The sequence below is a fragment of the Streptomyces sp. NPDC007917 genome (assembly GCF_042959105.1).
Classification (GTDB): domain Bacteria; phylum Actinomycetota; class Actinomycetes; order Streptomycetales; family Streptomycetaceae; genus Streptomyces.
On record NZ_JBIBKK010000013.1, the window covers coordinates 220,622 to 238,701 of the forward strand.

Annotated in this window: 12 protein-coding genes and 1 pseudogene; 9 read left to right on the forward strand and 4 right to left on the reverse strand. The window is 68.8% G+C overall.

Features of this window, described 5'->3' with window-relative positions:
* Nucleotides 1-110 precede the first annotated feature (110 nt).
* The 3 genes and pseudogenes from ACFZDL_RS26340 to ACFZDL_RS26350 all read right to left on the reverse strand — a co-directional run.
* Nucleotides 111-415 (reverse strand): annotated as a pseudogene (locus tag ACFZDL_RS26340) (DEAD/DEAH box helicase); the annotation flags it as partial.
* Nucleotides 416-501: 86 nt separating this feature from the next.
* Nucleotides 502-732: a hypothetical protein gene (locus ACFZDL_RS26345; protein WP_353592617.1), complete on the reverse strand. Its 231-nt coding sequence runs from the start codon at nt 730-732 to the stop codon at nt 502-504.
* The gene (locus tag ACFZDL_RS26350; protein ID WP_353592618.1) at nt 729-1,058 is read right to left on the reverse strand and encodes a hypothetical protein; all 330 of its coding nucleotides are present in this window, start codon (nt 1,056-1,058) and stop codon (nt 729-731) included. The genes ACFZDL_RS26345 and ACFZDL_RS26350 overlap by 4 nt, the downstream gene beginning before the upstream one ends.
* 211 nt (nt 1,059-1,269) lie before the next feature.
* Between ACFZDL_RS26350 and ACFZDL_RS26355 the strand changes: the two genes are divergently transcribed.
* The 3 genes from ACFZDL_RS26355 (at nt 1,270) to ACFZDL_RS26365 (ending at nt 4,164) form a co-directional block, all read left to right on the forward strand.
* Complete coding sequence (locus tag ACFZDL_RS26355) at nt 1,270-2,112, forward strand: helix-turn-helix transcriptional regulator (protein ID WP_353592619.1); 843 nt, start codon at nt 1,270-1,272, stop codon at nt 2,110-2,112.
* On the forward strand, nt 2,094-2,303 hold the full coding sequence (locus ACFZDL_RS26360) for a DUF397 domain-containing protein (protein WP_353592620.1): 210 nt from the start codon (nt 2,094-2,096) through the stop codon (nt 2,301-2,303). The genes ACFZDL_RS26355 and ACFZDL_RS26360 overlap by 19 nt, the downstream gene beginning before the upstream one ends.
* A gap of 748 nt (nt 2,304-3,051) precedes the next feature.
* The gene (locus ACFZDL_RS26365) at nt 3,052-4,164 is read left to right on the forward strand and encodes a hypothetical protein (RefSeq protein ID WP_353592621.1); all 1,113 of its coding nucleotides are present in this window, start codon (nt 3,052-3,054) and stop codon (nt 4,162-4,164) included.
* Nucleotides 4,165-4,466: 302 nt separating this feature from the next.
* Here ACFZDL_RS26365 and ACFZDL_RS26370 read toward each other — a convergent pair whose 3' ends face one another.
* On the reverse strand, nt 4,467-4,655 hold the full coding sequence (locus tag ACFZDL_RS26370; RefSeq protein WP_353592622.1) for a hypothetical protein: 189 nt from the start codon (nt 4,653-4,655) through the stop codon (nt 4,467-4,469).
* A gap of 131 nt (nt 4,656-4,786) precedes the next feature.
* Between ACFZDL_RS26370 and ACFZDL_RS26375 the strand changes: the two genes are divergently transcribed.
* From ACFZDL_RS26375 to ACFZDL_RS26400, 6 genes are all read left to right on the forward strand, one after another.
* Complete coding sequence (locus ACFZDL_RS26375; protein WP_353592623.1) at nt 4,787-5,470, forward strand: hypothetical protein; 684 nt, start codon at nt 4,787-4,789, stop codon at nt 5,468-5,470.
* 577 nt (nt 5,471-6,047) lie between these two features.
* Nucleotides 6,048-6,452 carry a hypothetical protein gene (locus tag ACFZDL_RS26380; RefSeq protein ID WP_353592624.1) on the forward strand — a complete coding sequence of 135 codons (405 nt, stop codon included), beginning with the start codon at nt 6,048-6,050 and terminating at the stop codon, nt 6,450-6,452.
* A gap of 105 nt (nt 6,453-6,557) precedes the next feature.
* On the forward strand, nt 6,558-7,574 hold the full coding sequence (locus tag ACFZDL_RS26385; RefSeq protein ID WP_353592625.1) for a V-type ATP synthase subunit E: 1,017 nt from the start codon (nt 6,558-6,560) through the stop codon (nt 7,572-7,574).
* Nucleotides 7,575-8,105: 531 nt separating this feature from the next.
* A complete protein-coding gene (locus ACFZDL_RS26390) occupies nt 8,106-9,305 on the forward strand; it encodes a protein kinase (RefSeq protein ID WP_353592626.1) in 1,200 nt (399 codons plus the stop codon).
* 106 nt (nt 9,306-9,411) lie between these two features.
* Complete coding sequence (locus ACFZDL_RS26395; RefSeq protein ID WP_353592627.1) at nt 9,412-12,444, forward strand: SNF2-related protein; 3,033 nt, start codon at nt 9,412-9,414, stop codon at nt 12,442-12,444.
* Nucleotide 12,445: 1 nt separating this feature from the next.
* Nucleotides 12,446-18,031: a hypothetical protein gene (locus ACFZDL_RS26400; protein WP_353592628.1), complete on the forward strand. Its 5,586-nt coding sequence runs from the start codon at nt 12,446-12,448 to the stop codon at nt 18,029-18,031.
* The last annotated feature ends 49 nt before the right edge of the window (nt 18,032-18,080 follow it).

Sequence of the window (18,080 nt, forward strand, 5' to 3'; positions counted from 1 at the left end):
CAGGGTGCCCCCCTCGGTAGGGGCGCCTGGTGTGCCGCATCGGCTCTGGCGGTATGGAGAGCGGCTCGGACGCGCTTGTGCCGACAGGGAGGCCGGGCAAGACTACCTGCTCCGGCCCGGTTGTCCGCATGGGCGCCCTGCAGCTGTTTGAGCAGTCGCTGGGGATTGCTGACGGTCGCCGACAGGCCGATGGGCTGGACAGGCCGCCCGGCGACGCGTTCCAGTACGGCCAAGAGGTGCCAGCCGCGGTCGTCGCCGGCGAAGGCGTGTACCTCGTCACCACGACTGCCCGCACGCTGCCCAGCAGGTGGGCGTGGTCTGTCTTCACCCCGATGAGCATGGCTTCGAGCGATTCGGGGGTGGTGAGCAGGATGTCCGGAGGGTCGGTGCGGATGCGGCGCCGCTGTGACTCCTTGTCTGTACGGCTGTTCAGAGATCCCTCAGCACACCGGACGGCACGGCGCACGCGCGCCCCTGTCACCCCGGCTTCCGCTCCGGCGCCTACCCCGGCGTCCCTTGACGGCTGCGGGCGTTCGCCTCGGCCACGCGGGCGCGTAGCAACTCCTCGGAGCCGACGGGCTCCACCCGAGCCGGGTCCACGTCCCACTCCCGCCCCCCGCTCAGCGGGCGGAGCTGGAGGTACGGACCCTGATGGCCCACGACCAGCCCGATCCGGTCGTGGACGATATCGCGGACGGCCGCCCCGACGGGGGCGGCAGGCTCGCCGGTCATCGTGCCGCCCCCTTCGCAATCACCTCAGCCAGGGCGTGCGCCACGGGAGCGGAGCACACGCCGAGGTGCACGAGGGCGTACCGGGCTGCGGCTGCCGACCTGCCTCCGGCTTCGGCGCTGGTTGCGGCTTGGGTTCCGGGCTCGGGTTCGTTTCCGGTTCCGGGTTCGGTTCCGTCGTCGGCCTCGTCCAGGTCCCCGTTCCACGGGGTGCGGACATCCATGGCGGGGAGCAGGATGCCCGCCTGGGTGAGCGCGGCGGCTAGGGCGTCGCGGGCGCGGAGCGCCTCCTCGATCTTGTGCCTCGCGGATGGATGAGAAGTGGCCATGCTCTGCTCCTTCTGCTTTTTAGCGGTTTCTCAGGAGACTTCATGATGAGAGTGCACTTGGTGAATTACCGTGCGTGGTCATTGGGTTACGAGGATGGACCCAGGTGGAGGACGCTGGCGGCGACGACGGCGTGTCCTTCCCCGTGCGACGGCCGTCCTTCCACACCTGCCACGTGTCGCCGGAGCTCATGCTCATGGAGGGGGCAGCGCCATGCCACAGAGAAGAGCGATCACAGGACGGAGCCAGGAGCCTCGCAGGCGCTTCGCCGAGGAGTTGCGCGCCCTGCGCGCGGAGAAGGGGGTGAGCCTGCGTCAGCTGGGCGAGCGGCTTGGCTGGGACTGGTCCCTGTTCGGAAAGATGGAGAAGGGCGAATCGCTCGGCGGGCCCGAGGTCGTCCAGGCGCTCGATACGTACTACGGAACGCCTGGCCTGCTGCTCGCCCTGTGGGAGCTGGCAGCCGGCGACCACACGCAGTTCCGCGAGCGGTACCGGCGCTACATGGCACTGGAAGCGGAGGCGGTGAGCCTGTGGCACTTCGCGGTCAGCGTGCTGCCGGGGTTGCTTCAGACGCCGGGCTATGCGCGGGAGGTGCTGGGGGCGGGCGGCCTCAAGGGTGACGAACTTGAGCAGCAGGTCGAGGCCCGGATGAGCCGCCGGGAACTGCTGGCGGGCAATGACGCGCCGTCGTTCCGCACGATCCTCTCGGAGGCGGTGCTGCGGACGCCGCTACGGGACGCGGGGGAGTGGCGGGGGCAGCTTGAGTACCTGGCGGAGGTGGCGGAGCGGCGGGATGTGGCGGTGCAGGTGCTGCCGTTCGCGGCGGGGCCGCATGGGTTGGTGAGCGCCGACGCAATGTTCCTCCGGTTGCCCGACGGACGCACGGTGGCCTACGTGGAAAATGCGATCCAGGGAGAACTTGTCGAGGAATACGCTGCGGTTGAACGCTTGCAGCGGGCCTACGATGCACTTCGCGACATGGCGCTGTCCCCAGCCGAGTCGCGGAAGTTGATTCTGCGCACCTTGGAGGAAGTACCGTGCGATCCATCGAGTTGAGCGCGGCAACCTGGCGCAAGAGCAGTTACAGCAACCCGGACGGCGGCCAGTGCGTCGAGGTTTGCGCCGATTCCGTCGGCATCCTTGCTGTGCGTGACAGTAAGGACCCGCAAGGTCCGACCCTCGTGTTCCCTGCGGAGAGCTGGGCGGGTTTTGTGTCTGCCGTCAAGGGCGATCAGATAGCCCTCTGAGCTACCTGTGCCCTGGTGGCTCCCGCGCTCTGAGGAACGCGGGGGCCACGTACATCTCGCACTCGGACCACCTCTTGACTGCCCGGCGTTCATGGGTGGCGGTGGCCGGTCGCCAGGCGCGAAGAGGAACGTCCGCCTGGTCGTCGCGACCACCGACCCGGCCACCCTGCCCGCGCAGTTCCACCTGGTACCTGGCCACCGACCTGCCCCGCCCCGGCGGCCCCCGCGGGGCCGACAGCCCCCGAACCCGCCGCCGACCTGCACGAGGCCGTCCGGATCTACGGCATCCGCCATTGGATCGAACAGAGCTACAAGCAGGTCAAGGACGAACTCGGGTGGGCCGACTTCCAGGTCCGCTCTCGCATCGCGATTTGCCGCCACCAGGCCCTGGTCACCTGCGCGTTCTCGCCCTGCTGGGACACCTGGTTCACCGACTTCCAGACCGTGAGCCCGTCGTCGTACCAGCGGTCCCGTCGGCTGCCACGTCGGCGGGACCGGCTGAGAGGGGGCCCACGCAGGCCCCACCAGTCCCATCCGACCAGGTGGCCCAAGGCGATCCGCGCCGTCCGGGCCTGGCTCGACCACTGGACCACCATCCAACGCCGCTGGCGAGCCTCGACCATCGCACCCTCGCCACCCGAACTCCAAGCCCTGATCAACGCCGTGGGCGCAGGCCACCCACCTGGATGCTACTGCCCGGTGTAACAAACCATCGTTAGATGAATGTGACTAGTCATATGATCGGCACGTGGGGATGGATGACGTCACCCGTGAGGGTGAGCTGCAGAACCTGGCGGAGCCTCATGACCGCGACGAGGAATCGCAGCTGGGGGATAAATCCGGGGAATCGACCTTCGACGCTCGACTGCTGGTCTCACCTGCCTACGGCAAGGCCGAGTCGCGCCAGCACTGGCAGGACACTCTGGAGCAGCCAGTAAGGTTCACCGGGCCTGATTACGTCGGCAAGCTGACGAGCGACCAACTGCATCGCTTGTTGGAGCTGCACCCCGACGGGCAAGCCCGGTTCTGGGGCGCTCGGCCGAGCCATGATCGCAAGATGGAGCCGGTTACTACAGGAGACGTCGTCCTGTTCACGGGGCAGAACCACATACGCGCTATCGGCGAGATCGGGGCGATCTTCCGGAACCGCTCGTTCGCTGATGCCATGTGGCCGCCGGAGAAGGACGGGCAGAGCTGGCACACCGTCTACAGCCTGCGACAATTCACGCTGGCCGAGGTTCCGTACGAGACCTTGAACGCACTCCTCGGTTACAAGTCCAACATGAAGTACGCCGGGCAGTTGGTCCTGTCCGGCGAGAAGGCCAGGGCTGCGATCGACGGCCTGTTGATCACGACGAGGACCGCCCTGGAAGAGGCTGGCGCCGAGACACCGCCCGCCGAGGTGCGTGAGATGCCGGTGGAACAGCAGCACACCCGCTCCACCATGGTTGACCTTCCTGCCAGGCAAGTCCTCTACAGCCGGGAGGAGTCGGCGCTGGCCACCGAGTTCTGCGGTGCCCTCACCAACACGAAGTCGAGTCGGTTCTCCAGCGCTGCGGGCATCTGCGACATCTATCTGGATGGCCCCGAAGGGCGTGAGCTCATCGAGGCGAAGAGCCATGTCGGGCGCCAGCACGTGCGTGAGGCGCTCGCTCAGCTGTTGGACTACGCGAGGTACGTTCCGGACCGGGTGGGTCGTTTGGCCGCGCTATTCCCTCAACGTCTTGCAGGGAAGGAGTGCGACTTGCTGCACCACTACGGCATCGACGTCATCCATCGGGTTGCCCCGGGCGTATTCGAACGCCTCCCCGCTCCCAACAAGAACCGCGAGCTGATGCGCGGCCTTTGGGAGAGGCGGTAGCCCTAATCGCCCACGGTGCCCCTGGGCGATCTTCTTGCCGTGGCAGCCGTCCGTCAGCAGTTCGCATACCTGCGGCACCACGCCCCAGGCCGTCCGCGCGTATTCGGTGAACTTCAGCGCGCCGCGTGAGCCGGGCTCGGCAGCGTCTGCCTTGAGCAGCGTCTCCCAGGTCGGCTTGGCGTCAGGCGGCACCAGCGCGTGCAAGGCCTTGAGGAGGAGGACAGTGACCGAAACCTCCCGGGCGCCGATGCGCGGGGTCGTCAATTCGTCTACGGCATCGCGGGTCAGCCCGAGGCGTACGGTCAGGATGCTGTAGCCGTCGCGTCGGGCGGAGGCGCAAGGAGCTCTTCGGCGCGTGCGGCGGACGCGACGCGCGGATCGTCCGCGTACCAGGTGGCGGTGCCCAGGGCCGTGGCACCGCGTACGGCGCCGGTGGCCATATAGCTGGACTCGTTGTCCGTGTGCGCGGGCAGGTAGCGCAGCGTCTTCATGGGCTCGCGGGTGGCCAGCCGCAGGTCGAAGCCGGCGTCCCGCAGAGTTTTGGTCAGGCGGGCGTCTGCGGGCAGCTCGTGGGTCGTGCCGCCGCGGCCGTCCTCGACGATCAGTTCGGGGGGCTCGGGACATGGGCAGAGGGAGGACCGCTGGACGCGGGCGGCCAGTTGGTGATCGAGACGATTGTCCGGCTGAACCGATAGGCCACCGCCTCCCCGCCGCGACGTTTGTCGACCTGTTTTTGGACCTCCGCACCGTCCTGCCCTTCCGACCGGATGCGGCGAAGGAGGCGCTGCGTGCCCTGGATTCGCTCATCCCGCTCACCCGGTGGCGCGTCCTCGTGATCCTCGCAGGGGGCTTCCCCGAGCCGCCCGACGACCTCTGGCAAGGAAGTGTCCACGAGGAGCCCCGGTCGGACTGGGAAGCCTGGCACGAGATCCACCACAGCGGACGCTCATACCTTCCGCGCCTGCGCTACGGCGACTACGGCATACATCCCGCCTCCTACCTGTCCCAGCCTGTGGGCGGGGGCGGGGGCGGTGGCCGGTGGGGACTGCTGCGGTACACCACGGCCCGCTCGTTCCACCTGGTCAAGATTCCCTTCGGTGAGAGGTACGACATGGCCAACCGGGCCGCGGCCCGACTGCTCACCAGCCTTTCGGACTTCCGGGGACGGACCGCGAGTGTTGGCGAGCAGTGGCTCTGGCGCAGGGCCGAGGGGGACGAGACTGTCGGCAACCATGCCATCTGGGACGAGAAGGGGATTGTGCAGCACATGGCGTTTGTCGTCAGCTGCCTCGGGCTTGGTTGCTAAACGTTTCGGGCAGGTCAGGAGGCCGCTGTGAGAGTCCGGGCCGGAATCCGGCCTTGGCTTACGGCGTTCGCGGTGAACTCTGCAGCGATGAGGTTGAGGTCTGGTCGGCGGGCGTGTCGTACCGGTGCCCCCACTCGTGCAGCCGGTGCGACACCAAGCGGCGTGCCAGTCGGGCATCGTGCGGCGCGGAGGTGAGGTGCATCGCGAATTCGCATGCACCGGGGGCGAGACGTCCGGGGCGGGGGTAACCGCAACGGGGAGGGCGTCGCTCGGGCAGGGCAGGGGCGGCTTGCTACACATGGGGCACTACGTCAGCGAGCACTTGGTCGGGTGGCGAAGCCAGGTGCGGTGGGAGCAAAATGCCCGTGCAAGAGCGGTGCGGGCCGGGCGGTGGTATGGGTCAGCAGGAGAGATCACAATCGTTCCGCCTCGCAGGTACAAGCCAGGCCCTCAGTCCCCGCGTCTCCATCTTCCATAATATACAAGTGAGTTGGGATACGCTTCCTTGCCCTCTCCCAATCTGCGGGGGCGAGCCTGACCGAAGCACCGCACCTCACCACCACATCAAGGGGAGCATGTGGACCAGAACCTACTGGCGCTTGCAGGAACTGCAGGTACGACCGTCGTAACGCTGATGGTCACCGACGCATGGGAGCAGACCAGGCGCGGTGTTGTATCCCTCTGGCAACGCTTTCGGCCGCAGGAGGCGGAGGAAGTCGATGGGCTTCTGTCTAGGTCACGTGAGGCTCTCCTCACCGGCCAGGAGCGGGCCGACATCGAGAGCGAGTGGCAGCTCCGTCTGGGCGCTCTGCTGGCCCAGCATCAGGAAGCCATGACCGCACTGTCGTCCCTGCTGAACGAGCTGAGCTCTGACCGGAACGGCCAGGTGATCAGTGGAACGGTGCACCTTGAGGCGCACGTCGACGGCCAGGGACAGGTTTACCAGTCCGCCCGTGACCAGACCGTGAACCATTACGGCTGATCGAGCATGAACGAGTCATCAGACCCTCTCACTGGCGCGATCCGCTTGTGGGGTACCGCTTCGGAGCGCGCTGGGGTGTACCAGGCGGGCCGAGACCAGACCGTCATGCACGTCAACCTCAATGTGAGTGGGGACGGGGATGGTTCAGGGCACCTCGGCCTACGTGTTACCCCGGAGGCTGCGCAACAGCACACGCAGCACGTCATCGAGGCATTGGCCCTGGCTGTTGAGCACTTCCGCCGCAGATGCGAGGAACTTGAGGACGAGGCGCGCCGGGCCCGTGTGGAAGGACGCCGCGAGGCACTGCGCGAGGTGGAGCAGAAACTGCGGGACGCCGAGTGGCGTGTGATGCAGGCCCAGGCGAAGAAAAAGCAGGCTGAGCAGGAACGCGAGCGCCTCGAGACCCTCTTGGCCCAGTCGCGTTACAAGGCGGCCGCAGCGAGTCGGCGGCCGGCGCAGGGGGCGCCGCCGTCGGACGACCAGCGAGTCTTCGAGGCCGTCCTGGCCTCGGCTGATGACGAACTGCAACTGATTCGTGCAGAGTTGCGCACCCTGGCCGACGATCTCCGCGGGAGTGAGGAGGGTCCCGACGGCGGTCGGATCATACGAGGCGAAACCGACCCCGCGCCCCCAGTCGTCCCGGATCGGGCGCCTGAGGCCGTCACCGGGACTTCGGTCGGCTCCCCGGCGCTTGGGACGCCGCGCTGGCAAGCGCGAGCGGTGTCCAGTACCTCGCAGCGCGCCACCCGCACGGTCATGCTGGGACGCCGTCGACGGTTCCTGGGTCGACTGTTCTTTGTCTCCGCCGGATTGCCGATGCCTGTCGTAGGAGCGGCCGTAAGAGCGACGTTCTCCCAAGAACCGGGAGTGGCAGTCATCTGGAGCATTCTGTTCCCCGTGAGCGCGGTAGTCCTCGCCACCATGGCCGCCGCCCTGCTCCTCTTGTTCGCCAGGCTGGCGTACGCCTGGGGCCAAGACGAAGGAACACATTCATTGAGCTGTGCCTTCCACGCAATAGTGGGCGTGGTGACCTGCCTTGTGGGAGTGGCACTGACGCCGGATACCCTGCCGCTGCTGGCCGACTGTGGCCGGTTGTTCGCGGAGTACCTCGGCCCGTTGTAGGCCTGCACGGCGAAGTTCGGAGGCCACGTCCAGTGCCGTGATGTAATGCGGCTGTGAGCAGGGAGTGGGATTCCCAGGTGCAACATCTTCCCGGATGTGCTGCAGTTCGGCCGGTACACAAGCTCCGTCCTCCTCGTAGGGTGCGAGCAACATCGGAGTCGGAACGGCGTGGCTGAGGACGCCCGTAATGGGAGCTGGGCGGACACCAGGACAAGTGGCCATCGCAGAAGCGGCGACCGTGCGGCTTACCTTCACGCGCTTCGATGCGGACATCCCGCACGGCTCCGGCTGCGTGAAGGACGGCTTCCCGATCGAACGGGGAGGTGGCCGGGAGCGCGCGGGCAGCCGTCTGGGGACACCGGATGCCGTACACCGCCTACATCACCGCCCTGCCGCACTGCTCAGGTCGTGCAAATGTCGGTCCGGACAAGCGGCGCAGGGGGCGCCCGGGCCTTGCATAGACTGATTCCGCTCCTGGGCGGCTCATGTCCAGAGCGGCGCGCACAGGCCACAAGGGGGAGGCGAAGCACCGTGGAACCACTGAGGGACGAGGACCCGAAGGAGATCGGGGGCTTTGCCCTCGTCTGCCGGATCGGGGCCGGCGGCATGGGGCAGGTGTTTCTCGGTGAGTCCGCGGCCGGCCATCAGGCTGCCGTGAAGGTCATCAAGCCCTCCGTCCTCGACGAGGACACCCGCGTGCGCTTCCTGTCCGAAGTAGAGAGCCTGCGCACTGTGTACGGGCCCTTCGTGGCGGCCTTCGTGGGGGCCGACGCAGATGCTGATCATCCTTGGCTCGCGGTGGAGTACGTCCCCGGACCGGATCTGCGCACCCTTGTCGCCGGGAGCGGCCCTCTCCCGCTCGCCGAGACCGCCAGCCTCGGGGCGCTGCTGGCGGAGGGCCTCGGCACGGTGCACGATGCGGGGCTGCTCCACCGTGACCTGAAGCCGCAGAACATTCTGCTGTCCCAGTACGGCCCCAAGGTGATCGACTTCGGTCTCGCCGTGCTCGCGGAGCGCCGCACCGCCCTGACGGCGACCGGATTCGTCGTCGGCAGCGTGCTGTGTATGCCGCCGGAGCAGGCCCGGGGCGAGCACCAGCTGGACCGGTCGGCCGACGTCTACGCGCTGGGTGCAGTGCTGCTGTTCGCTGCGACAGGGCACTACCCGTACGAGGGTCCGACCTGGCAGGCCATCGCTCTGAAGATCGAGGACCCGGCGACGCCCCCTGACCTGACGGACCTGCCACCTGAGCTCGAGCCCCTGATCACGGACATGCTCACGCTGAACCCCAGCACCCGGCCGAGTGTGCCCGAGGTCATCGAGCGGCTTGTGCGCGTCATCCGCGATCAGGGCCTGACCGCCCTCCAGGCCAAGCGCCGCCTCACCGACCTGACGCCCGAGATCGTCGTGCCGCAGCTCCCCGCACCGGCCCTGGAGCCCGCGCCTGGAGTCGGCGTTCCCGCTTACACGCCCACTGCCGTCGACTTGGCGGCGGTGGAGGACGATGAGCAGGCGGGCGCGTCGGTACTGGCCGGGGCCGGGCAGCACGCCGTCGACGACGAACCCGGCGGGGAATCCCGGAGCGGGGGTCCCTCTGCCCCGCGGGACCTCGTCCCCGGGCAGGATGGAAACCCGCCTCAAAGGGGCAGGGCCACCGGCGTCCGCCCCTCGGCACCCCTGCGGATCGCCGAGCAGATCCGCGCCGCGTATGCCCGCGAGGCACGCTTCTGAGCTGCTCCGGTTCGCTTGCCGAAGCACGTACGGCCGCCTCCGCCTCCGTGACAGACTTGCGGTCGCAGGATCGCACGACGAACGGGAAGACGAGAAGGGACCGAGGGTGGCCGACCAGGGGGCGACGCAGGACGGGACTCGGTTCCCGCCGGGGGCGCAGATCCTCATCCGGGACGAGGAGTGGCTGGTCCGCAACACCACCACGACCGACCACGACGGGGAGAGAATCGAAGCTGTCGGCGTCTCCGAGTTCGTCCGGGACGAGGAGGCCGTCTTCTTCAGCGGGATCGACACGGTAGAACTGCTCGATCCGGAGAAGACCCGCCTGGTCCCCGACACCTCCTCGTATTTCCGGCGCAGCCGCCTGTTCCTCGAAGCCGTCCTGCGCAAGACGCCGCTGCCCCAGTCGGAGCGGGGCCTCGCCCTCGCTGACCGCTTCCTGCTGGACCCGCTCGTCTACCAGCAGCGCCCTGCCGAGCTCGCCCTGTCCATGCGTAACCTCCGCCCGCGGGTGCTGATCGCCGACGTTGTGGGTCTCGGCAAGACGCTGGAGATCGGCCTGACTCTCGCGGAGCTCATCCGCCGCGGCCGCGGCGAGCGCATCCTGGTCGTGACCCCGCAGAGCATCCTGGAGCAGTTCCAGCATGAGCTGTGGACCCGTTTCTCGATCCCTCTCGTGCGGCTCGACTCCCTCGGCATCCAGCGTATCCAGCGGGAGATCCCGGCGGGCCGGAACCCGTTCACGCACTACAAGCGCGTGATCATCTCCGTGGACACGCTCAAGAACATCGGCCAGTACCGGCACCACCTGGAGCGCATCCGCTGGGACGCCGTCGTCATCGACGAGTCCCACAACCTGATCAACCCAGGCAGCCAGCGCCGTGCCCTCGCCGAGATCCTCGCACCGCGCACGGACGCCCTGCTGCTCGCCAGCGCGACCCCGCACAATGGTGACAAGCGTTCCTTCGCCGACCTGATCTCCCTCCTCGACCCGGCCGCTATCGCCGATCCCGAGCAGTACGACCCGGCGGAGGACCTCGGACACCTCTACATCAGAAGAACCAAGATCAGCCCCGAGGTGCGGGACGAGATGGGCACGGAGTGGCCCGACCGCGGCCCGACTGTCTCCCTCCACTGCGCCGCCACCGAGGCGGAGGAGCGGATCTTCACCGAGCTGGCCGAGCACTGGCTCCCCGCCCCGCCGACGAGTACGGAGTTCGGCACGGCTGACCAGGACCGGACCTCGGTCGCCACCGAGCAGCTTTTCGCCTACAACCTGCTCAAGACCTTCCTCTCCTCCCACGTCGCCCTCGGCGAGACGGTCGACAACCGCATCGCCACGCTGGGCGAGCGGGTCCGCAGGGCGGAGGAGAAGGGACTCAGGCCCGATCCGGCCATCGGTCCGGAACAGCAGGCCCTCGGTCGGCTGCGGGAGATCATCGCGGGCATGGGCGACGGCACGGCACCCGGCGACTCCGCCAAACTCGACGCGCTCGTCGAGCAGTTGAAGGAGATCGGTGTGGGCCCCCGGTCCACCACCCGGGCTGTGGTCTTCTCCGAACGGGTCCGCACGCTCAAGTGGCTGGCCGCAGTCGTCCCTCCCCGCCTGGGCTTCTCGGCCGGAGCCGATGGAACGGCGAAAGCCGTGGCCGTAATGCACGGCGGCCTCAGCGACGACGAGCAGGGCAAGGTGCTGGAGGCGTTCGGCCTCGCCGACACCCCGGTCCGGCTGCTGTTCACCGGGGACGTAGCCTCCGAGGGCGTCAACCTGCACCGCCAGTGCCACCACCTGATCCACTACGACATTCCGTGGTCGCTGATCCGCATCGAGCAGCGCAACGGCCGTATCGACCGATACGGGCAGAAGCACGAGCCCCAGTTCCGGGCGCTGGTCCTGACCTCAGCCGTCCACGGCGCCAAGGACGACCGCACGGTCGCCGAGAAGCTGCTCCGCCGGGAGGAGGAGGCGCACAAACTGGACGGCACGGCCGAGGCCGTGTCCGGTTTCTACCGGGCCGAGGAAGAGGAGCGCCGACTCATCAGGGAACTGGTCCGGGGCGGCACGGTCGAGGACTTCCTGGAGTCCGCCCCGGCCGACGACACCGCCCTCGCCGACCTGTTCGGCCAGGTGGACACGGTCACCGAGCAGGAGCTGCCAGCACGCGCCGAGCTGATTTCCCTCTTCGAGGGCGCCACGGCCGACTTCGTCGCCACCGCCCTCGACGAGGTCTACGAGGAGCGCGCCGAGGACCTGATCGGCCTGTCGTCCGGCACCGACGCCAAGGGCGGTGCGTACTTCTCGCTCTCCCCGGCCAAGGCCCCGGACCTGCTCCACCGCCTCAAGGCCCTGCCGCCCTCCTACCTGAAGGAGCAGCGCGTCGCCGAGCGGATGCTGGTCACCTTCGACCGCACCCTCGCGCAGCGGAAGCTCACCGAAGCCAGGGACAGCAGCACCACCATGTGGCCGGAGGTCTCCTTCCTCACCGACATCCACCCGGTGGTGGAGTGGCTGACGGACAAGGTCCTCGTGGAGTTCGGCCGGCAGGAGGCCCCGGTCATCACCACACCTCACGTCGACGGACCGGTGTTCCTCGTCCAGGGCATCCACTCCAACGCCCTCGGCCGCCCCACCGTGGTGCGCTGGATGGCCGTGACCGGGCTCGGCGCCGACGGTGCCGGGCCGCTCGCCATGCGCCCCATGGCGGACGCGCTGCGCGACGCGAAGGTCGGCCCGAGGCTCGCCCGCACCGGCGGGCCGCGTGACCTGGACCGGCTCCAGGCCCTCGTCCCGGACGCGGTCGCCGCGGCCCGCCACCACTTGGATGCGGAAAGGGTCCAGTGGGAGGAGCAGATCAGCAAGCCCCTCGCCACCTACCGCGACCATGTCGCCCAGTGGCGTACCGACTCCCTGCTGCCTGGCATCACGGGCCGCCGCGAACGCCTCGTCGAGGAGACCGCCGACGAACTGGCCCGGCTGCTCGACCAGCTGCACACCACCGGCCGCCCGTTGCTCCGAGTCCTGGCCGTCCTCGACCGCCCCGGCGGCCCGGACGCCACCGGCGCCGATGACGACACCGGCTCCTCGGACAGGCCGTTCGCATCCGACGCCCACCCGTCCGACGCCCAGGCGGAGAACTGACGTGACGTACGACTCTCTGGTCAACCACGGCGACTACCTCTCGGCCCACTACCTCGCCGAAGTCCTCCCCAAGGACCTCAAGGCCAAGGACGGCCTCCTCGCCCGCTGGGCCGCCTTCGAGGAGCAGGAACGCCGCCGGCACGCCGACGCCGTCGCCGAGGCGAAGCGCCAGGGCCTCGGCCCCGACTCCGTGCCTCCGCGCGCCCGCACCCCCCGCGAGGGACTGCGCGCCCTGCACGGCCCCTATTTCGCGGGCCGCGCCACCCTCGCCAAGGATGCGGAAGCTGTCGCCGACCCCGACGCACCCGATCCCGAGGGCTGGCAGAAGCGGGTCACCGAACTGCACCTGGACACCCTGCACGCCCTCGGCTACACCGCCGCCCATGAGCAGACCGTCACCGTCCACCGTGCCGACCACGAGTACACCCTCCAGGCCGCCCACGCCGAACCCGGCCTGTACGCCGTCTCCTGCGGCTGGACCACTCAGCCCGACGCCGCTCTCGACCCGGACGGCGCCGGCCGCCTGCTCCACCCCGTGAACCTGGAGGCGTCAGCGACTCCTCTCGAAGATGCCAAGGCCCTCGCCGATTTCCTCTTCGCCTGCGACACCCCCCCGCGCTACGTCCTCCTGCTCGTCGGCGGCGTCATCGTCCTTGCCGACCGCCTCGCCTGGCCCGAGGGCCGCTACCTGGCCGCCGACCTCGACGCGGCCCTCAACCGGCGTGACGACCGCCACGGCGGCGAACTCGACACGCTGGCCGCGCTGTTCGGCGCCGACTCGTTGCGCGTCCCCGCCGAGGGCGGCACCGCGCCGCTCGCCGGCTTCCTCGACAAGTCCGGCAAGCACGCCGTCGGCGTCTCCACCGAACTGCGCGAAGGCCTGCGCCTGAGCGTCGAGTGGATCGCCAACGCGGTCCTGGACCGCCTGAGCGATCCCGAGAACGGCGTCGCCCCGGCCGACCTCGACGACCCGGCCCGCCTGGCCAAGGAGCTCAGTCGCGAGTCGCTGCGCTACCTGTACCGGATCCTGTTCCTCCTGTACGCGGAGGCCAGCCCTGCTCTCGGCATCCTGCCCTCCGACTACCCCGAGTACGTGCAGGGCTACGGCCTCCAGCGCCTAGGCGACCTCGTCCTGCGCGACCTCGTCGGCGAGCGCTCCCGGCGCGGCTTCCACCTGTCCGAGTCGCTGGACCTGCTCTTCGAGAAGGTCGAGAACGGCCACCGCCGCTACGGCACCGAGCCCGAGGACCTAGCCGCCGAGGCCGCCGCCCGCGATGCCGCCGAGGCGGAGAGGGAGGCGGACGGGCTGCTCGCCACCGGCGCGATCAGCCGGGCCGAGCACACCGACCGCGTCCGCGAGGCCGACCGCGCCCGCCGTGCCGCCGCCCGCAGCACGAGCGCGGGCCTGCGCTTCGAGGCCCTGTACTCAGAGCTGTTCACCAAGGAGGCGGTCCGCCTCATCGCGGACGACCAGATCGAGAACCCGGCGTACCGAGGCGGCGAGGGCGAGCAGCGCCGCCCGTTCCTGGACACCCGGCTGCGCAACGAGACCCTGCACAAGGTGCTGCGCCGCCTGATGCTCACCAAGGGCAAGGGCAGAGAGCGCGGCGGGTTCATCTCGTACGCCCAGCTCGGCATCAACCAGCTCGGCGCGGTGTATGAGGGCCTGATGTCCTACACCGGCTCCATCGCGGAGGAGGAGCTTTACGAGGTCGCCAAGGGCGGCGACCCTTCGGGCGGCAGCTGGACGATCCCCGCCTCACGCGCCCAGCACTACAAGGACGACGTCTTCGTCAAACGGACGAACGAGGAGACCGGCCGCCCGGAGCGGGTGGTCCATCCCAGGGGTTCGTTCGTCTACCGCCTGGCCGGCCGTGACCGCCAGACCTCCGCCTCGTACTACACCCCGAAGTCCCTCACCGAGGTCACGGTCGAACTGGCCCTCAGGCACCGGCTGGACCAGCACGACACCGTCACCCCGGCCAGGGAACTCCTGGAGTGGAAGATCTGCGAGCCGGCCCTAGGCTCGGGCGCGTTCCTCAACGAGGCCATCGACCAGGTGGCCGCCGAGTACCTGATGCGGCGCGAACACGAGCTGGGCCGCCGGGTGGACCCCGAGCTGCGGCAGATCGAGCTCCAGAAGGCCAAGGCGTACATCGCCCTGCACAACGCGTACGGGGTCGACCTCAACGCCACGGCGGTGGAGCTGGCGGAGGTCTCCCTCTGGCTCAACGCCATGCACCCGGGCATGCGTGCCCCCTGGTTCGGCCTGCACCTGCGGCGCGGCAACTCGCTCATTGGCGCGGGCCGCAAAGTCTACAAGGCCGACGTCCTGACGGGCGGTGGGTGGCTGGCGAAGAAGAACACCCTGCCGCCGACCGACCTGCCGTTCCGCGACGGCCCGCTGCCCGAGGGCGCGGTGCACCAGTTCCTGCTGCCCGCGATCGGCTGGGGCGCGGTCGCGGGAGAGCCGGAGGCGAAGAAGCTCGCGGAGGACGAGGCCAAGGCGCTGGGCACGTGGCGCAAGGGCGTGCAGAAGGCGCCGAAGGGGCCGAAGCCGTTCCAGGAGCGCGGCGACGAGACCGACGAGGCACGGCGCAAGCGCTACGACCGGTGGCGCAAGGCGGCGGATAAGACCGAGCTGGGCCGGTTGCAGGGCGTGGCCCGCCGCGCCGAGTTCCTGTGGTCGCTGGTCGCCACCCGCCTCGAACTCTCCGAGCGGGCGGTGTCGCGCCGCGTCGACGTGTGGGGCGCAGACTGGCTGGAGCAGTCCTCGGAGGCGGAGGACAAGCAGAAGGTCCTCGACGACCTGACGCGTCACGGTACGCCGTACTGGCGGCTGAAGACCGTAATGGACGCGTGGTGTGCGCTGTGGTTCTGGCCGCTGGACAAAGTGGGCGAACTCGACGGCACCGATTCGGTGTACGGGACGGGCGGCGCGCTCGTCGACGAGTCGTCGGTGGCGGGGCTGCTGGTCGGGGGGCGCGCGGCGGTCGCCACGGAGGAGCCAATGGATCTGGCGGCGCCCGTATACCCGGTGGCACCGGTGGAGTCGGCCGACCCCGCTCCCGGCGACCAGCTGTGGCGGGTGGCCGGACTGTTCGACGACCCGGACGGCGAGCAGGAAGAACTGGGCGCGGGCGCCGACTCGGAGGCCAGGCCCAGGCGGAGCTCCTCGCCCCGCAGGACCGGCGGCGGGCGGCAGGAGCGGAAGACCGTCCCGCTCCAGAGCCTCGGCGACTGGCTGGACTTCCTGGAGAGCGTCCTCGGTAAGGTCGACATGCCCGAGAACTCGCTGCTCTCGGGCATCGAGGACCTCAGCCCCGACGACGCGCTGGAACTGCTCACCGATGTCGAGGACCGCCTGGAGGGCTTCCTCGGCATGGAACCGGCCCGGCTGCTGCCGTTCCGCTACCCGTGGCTGAACACGGTCGAGGACATCGCCGGCACGACGGAGAAGGACATAAAGGCGGAGGACGGCCACGGCTTCTTCCACTGGGAGCTGCACTTCGCGCACGTGTTCCGGGGGCCGGGGGGCGGGTTCGACCTTCAGGTGGGGAATCCGCCCTGGGTGCGGCCAAGGTGGGAGGAGAATCCGGTTCTCGCTGAGTACGAACCATGGTTCATGCTCACCGAGAGGCCGACCAAAGCGGAACGGACGCGGCGGCGTGACCGACTGCTGAAGTCGCGGCGCGCCCACGCGTACCTGCTCGCCGAGCTCGCGTCGACGAGCGGCATGGGCGAGATGCTGGGTTCCGGCCCGGTGTACCCCCTGCTCGTGGGAACTCAACCCGACCTGTACCGGGCCTTCATGTGCCAGACGTGGCAGCACATGGCGAACAACGGCTCCGTGGGCCTGGTCCACCCGGACTCGCATTTCAGCGGCGACAAGGAAGGGCGGCTGCGCGAGGCCGCCTACACCAGGCTGCGCGTTCACGGCGACTTCGTGAACGCGGGCAACAGATTCTTCCCGCCGCCCGTCGGCCGGTCGAGCCACTTTGGCGTACACGTCTATGGGCAGGCGGGGGAGATTGGTTTCGACCATCTGTCCTGGCTCTTCTCCGTGGACGCCTTGCGTCTGTCGGCGGACGACGACGGCACCGCTCCCGACCCAGGCGTCCGCTACGGCGACAGCTGGGACGAACGACCGCATCGCAAGAGGATCGTCCGGGTGGACGAGGCGATGCTCGCCCGGTGGCAAAAGCTCACCGGCGACGAGGCCCAGCCCGTACGCCAGGCCCGGCTGCTGTCGCCCGTGAGTACGGCGGAGGCGCAGGCGATCGAGGCGCTCGCGGACTACTCGCTGCGGCTCGCGGAGTACGAGCCGCAGATGGCACGTGGTTACGACGAGAGCGGAGCCAAGGCGGCCGACCTCATCGACTACAACACGCCGGACGACATGGGAGTGGTCCGTCGGCCCGACGACTGGTCCGAGGTGATCCTCAAAGGCCCGCAGATCGGCCTGGCCAACCCTATGTTCAAGCAGCCGAGCCAGGGCGGCGGCGAGGTCCTGGGCCTCAACCCGATGACTCTGGCGGACGACGCCGTGCCCGAGTCCGAATACGTCTACGTTGCCAAATCCGAGGTGTACCGGGCCGCCCAGGACGTGTGGAGCGACGGCAGGACGCTGGAGCAGCTCAAGGCGTCCGAGCGTGAGGTGACGCGAGCGCGGAGCGCCGCAGCCGGGCGGTTCGGGACGGCGTCGTCGGACGTCACCGAGGAGCAGGTGGAGGCGGAGCTCCTGCGGCGGCTGCGGAGACCGTACACGGATTTCTATCGAGTGATGTGGCGGGAGTTCATTGCTCCGGATACCGAGCGGAGCTTGTACACGGTGATTGCTCCCCCGGGGCCCGCGCACATCCACGCTATCCGAAGTGCCGCGTTGAGCGACTCCCGGACCACTGCTCTTACGGCGGGGTTCTGGTCCGGTATCCCGGTCGACTATCTGCTACGTACTACGCGTGTCAGGCACCTCGATGTCGCACAAGCCCGACGGCTTCCCGTTCCGATTGGTGACCACCCGCTTGCCTCCGCCCTCTTGTTGCGTACCCTGCGCCTGAACTGCCTTACGTCTGCCTACGCGGAGTTGTGGGAGCAGCTGTACGAGCCGGCTTGGCCCGGCTACGAACCCTGGGCAGTGGAGTGGCCGGATATGCAGCCTCTCCACGCGGTCGGTCCAACGTGGGAACGGGCAACACCGCTCCGGAGCGAGCGCGCGCGCAGGGCCGCGCTAGTGGAGATCGACGCCCTGGTCGCTGTTTGGCTCGGAGTGAGTGCAGACGCGCTCGCGGCCATGTACAAGTCCCGGTTCCCGATCATGCAGGACTTCGACGCGGTCACTTGGTTTGACGCGAATGAACGCAAGATCGCCGGTGACCGTTACACGTACGGCTTCGGCCAGACCAAGGAGCACTACGAGCATTTCCTCGCCTACCAGAAGAAGGAGCGGTTCGAGCCTCCCGAGGGCTACACCGCCCCCTTTTACAAGGCCGACCGGGAGAAGGAGATGCGCGCAGCGCACGCGTGCTTCTTCGCACGCCTTCAGGACGCCGTGACCAAGGGGCAGTGGGCGCCGCCTGCTCAGTGAAAGTCAGCGCCCCGCGCCGGATGGGTCCGACGCGGGGCGCTGCTGTCTA

Bases quoted from the DNA above. Each gene is read 5' to 3' on its own strand.
- ACFZDL_RS26345 (WP_353592617.1), bottom strand. From the start codon at position 732: ATGACCGGCGAGCCTGCCGCCCCCGTCGGGGCGGCCGTCCGCGATATC.
- ACFZDL_RS26355 (WP_353592619.1), top strand. From the start codon at position 1,270: ATGCCACAGAGAAGAGCGATCACAGGACGGAGCCAGGAGCCTCGCAGG.
- ACFZDL_RS26370 (WP_353592622.1), bottom strand. From the start codon at position 4,655: ATGAAGACGCTGCGCTACCTGCCCGCGCACACGGACAACGAGTCCAGC.
- ACFZDL_RS26350 (WP_353592618.1), bottom strand. From the start codon at position 1,058: ATGGCCACTTCTCATCCATCCGCGAGGCACAAGATCGAGGAGGCGCTC.
- ACFZDL_RS26385 (WP_353592625.1), top strand. From the start codon at position 6,558: ATGCACGTCAACCTCAATGTGAGTGGGGACGGGGATGGTTCAGGGCAC.
- ACFZDL_RS26375 (WP_353592623.1), top strand. From the start codon at position 4,787: ATGGGCAGAGGGAGGACCGCTGGACGCGGGCGGCCAGTTGGTGATCGA.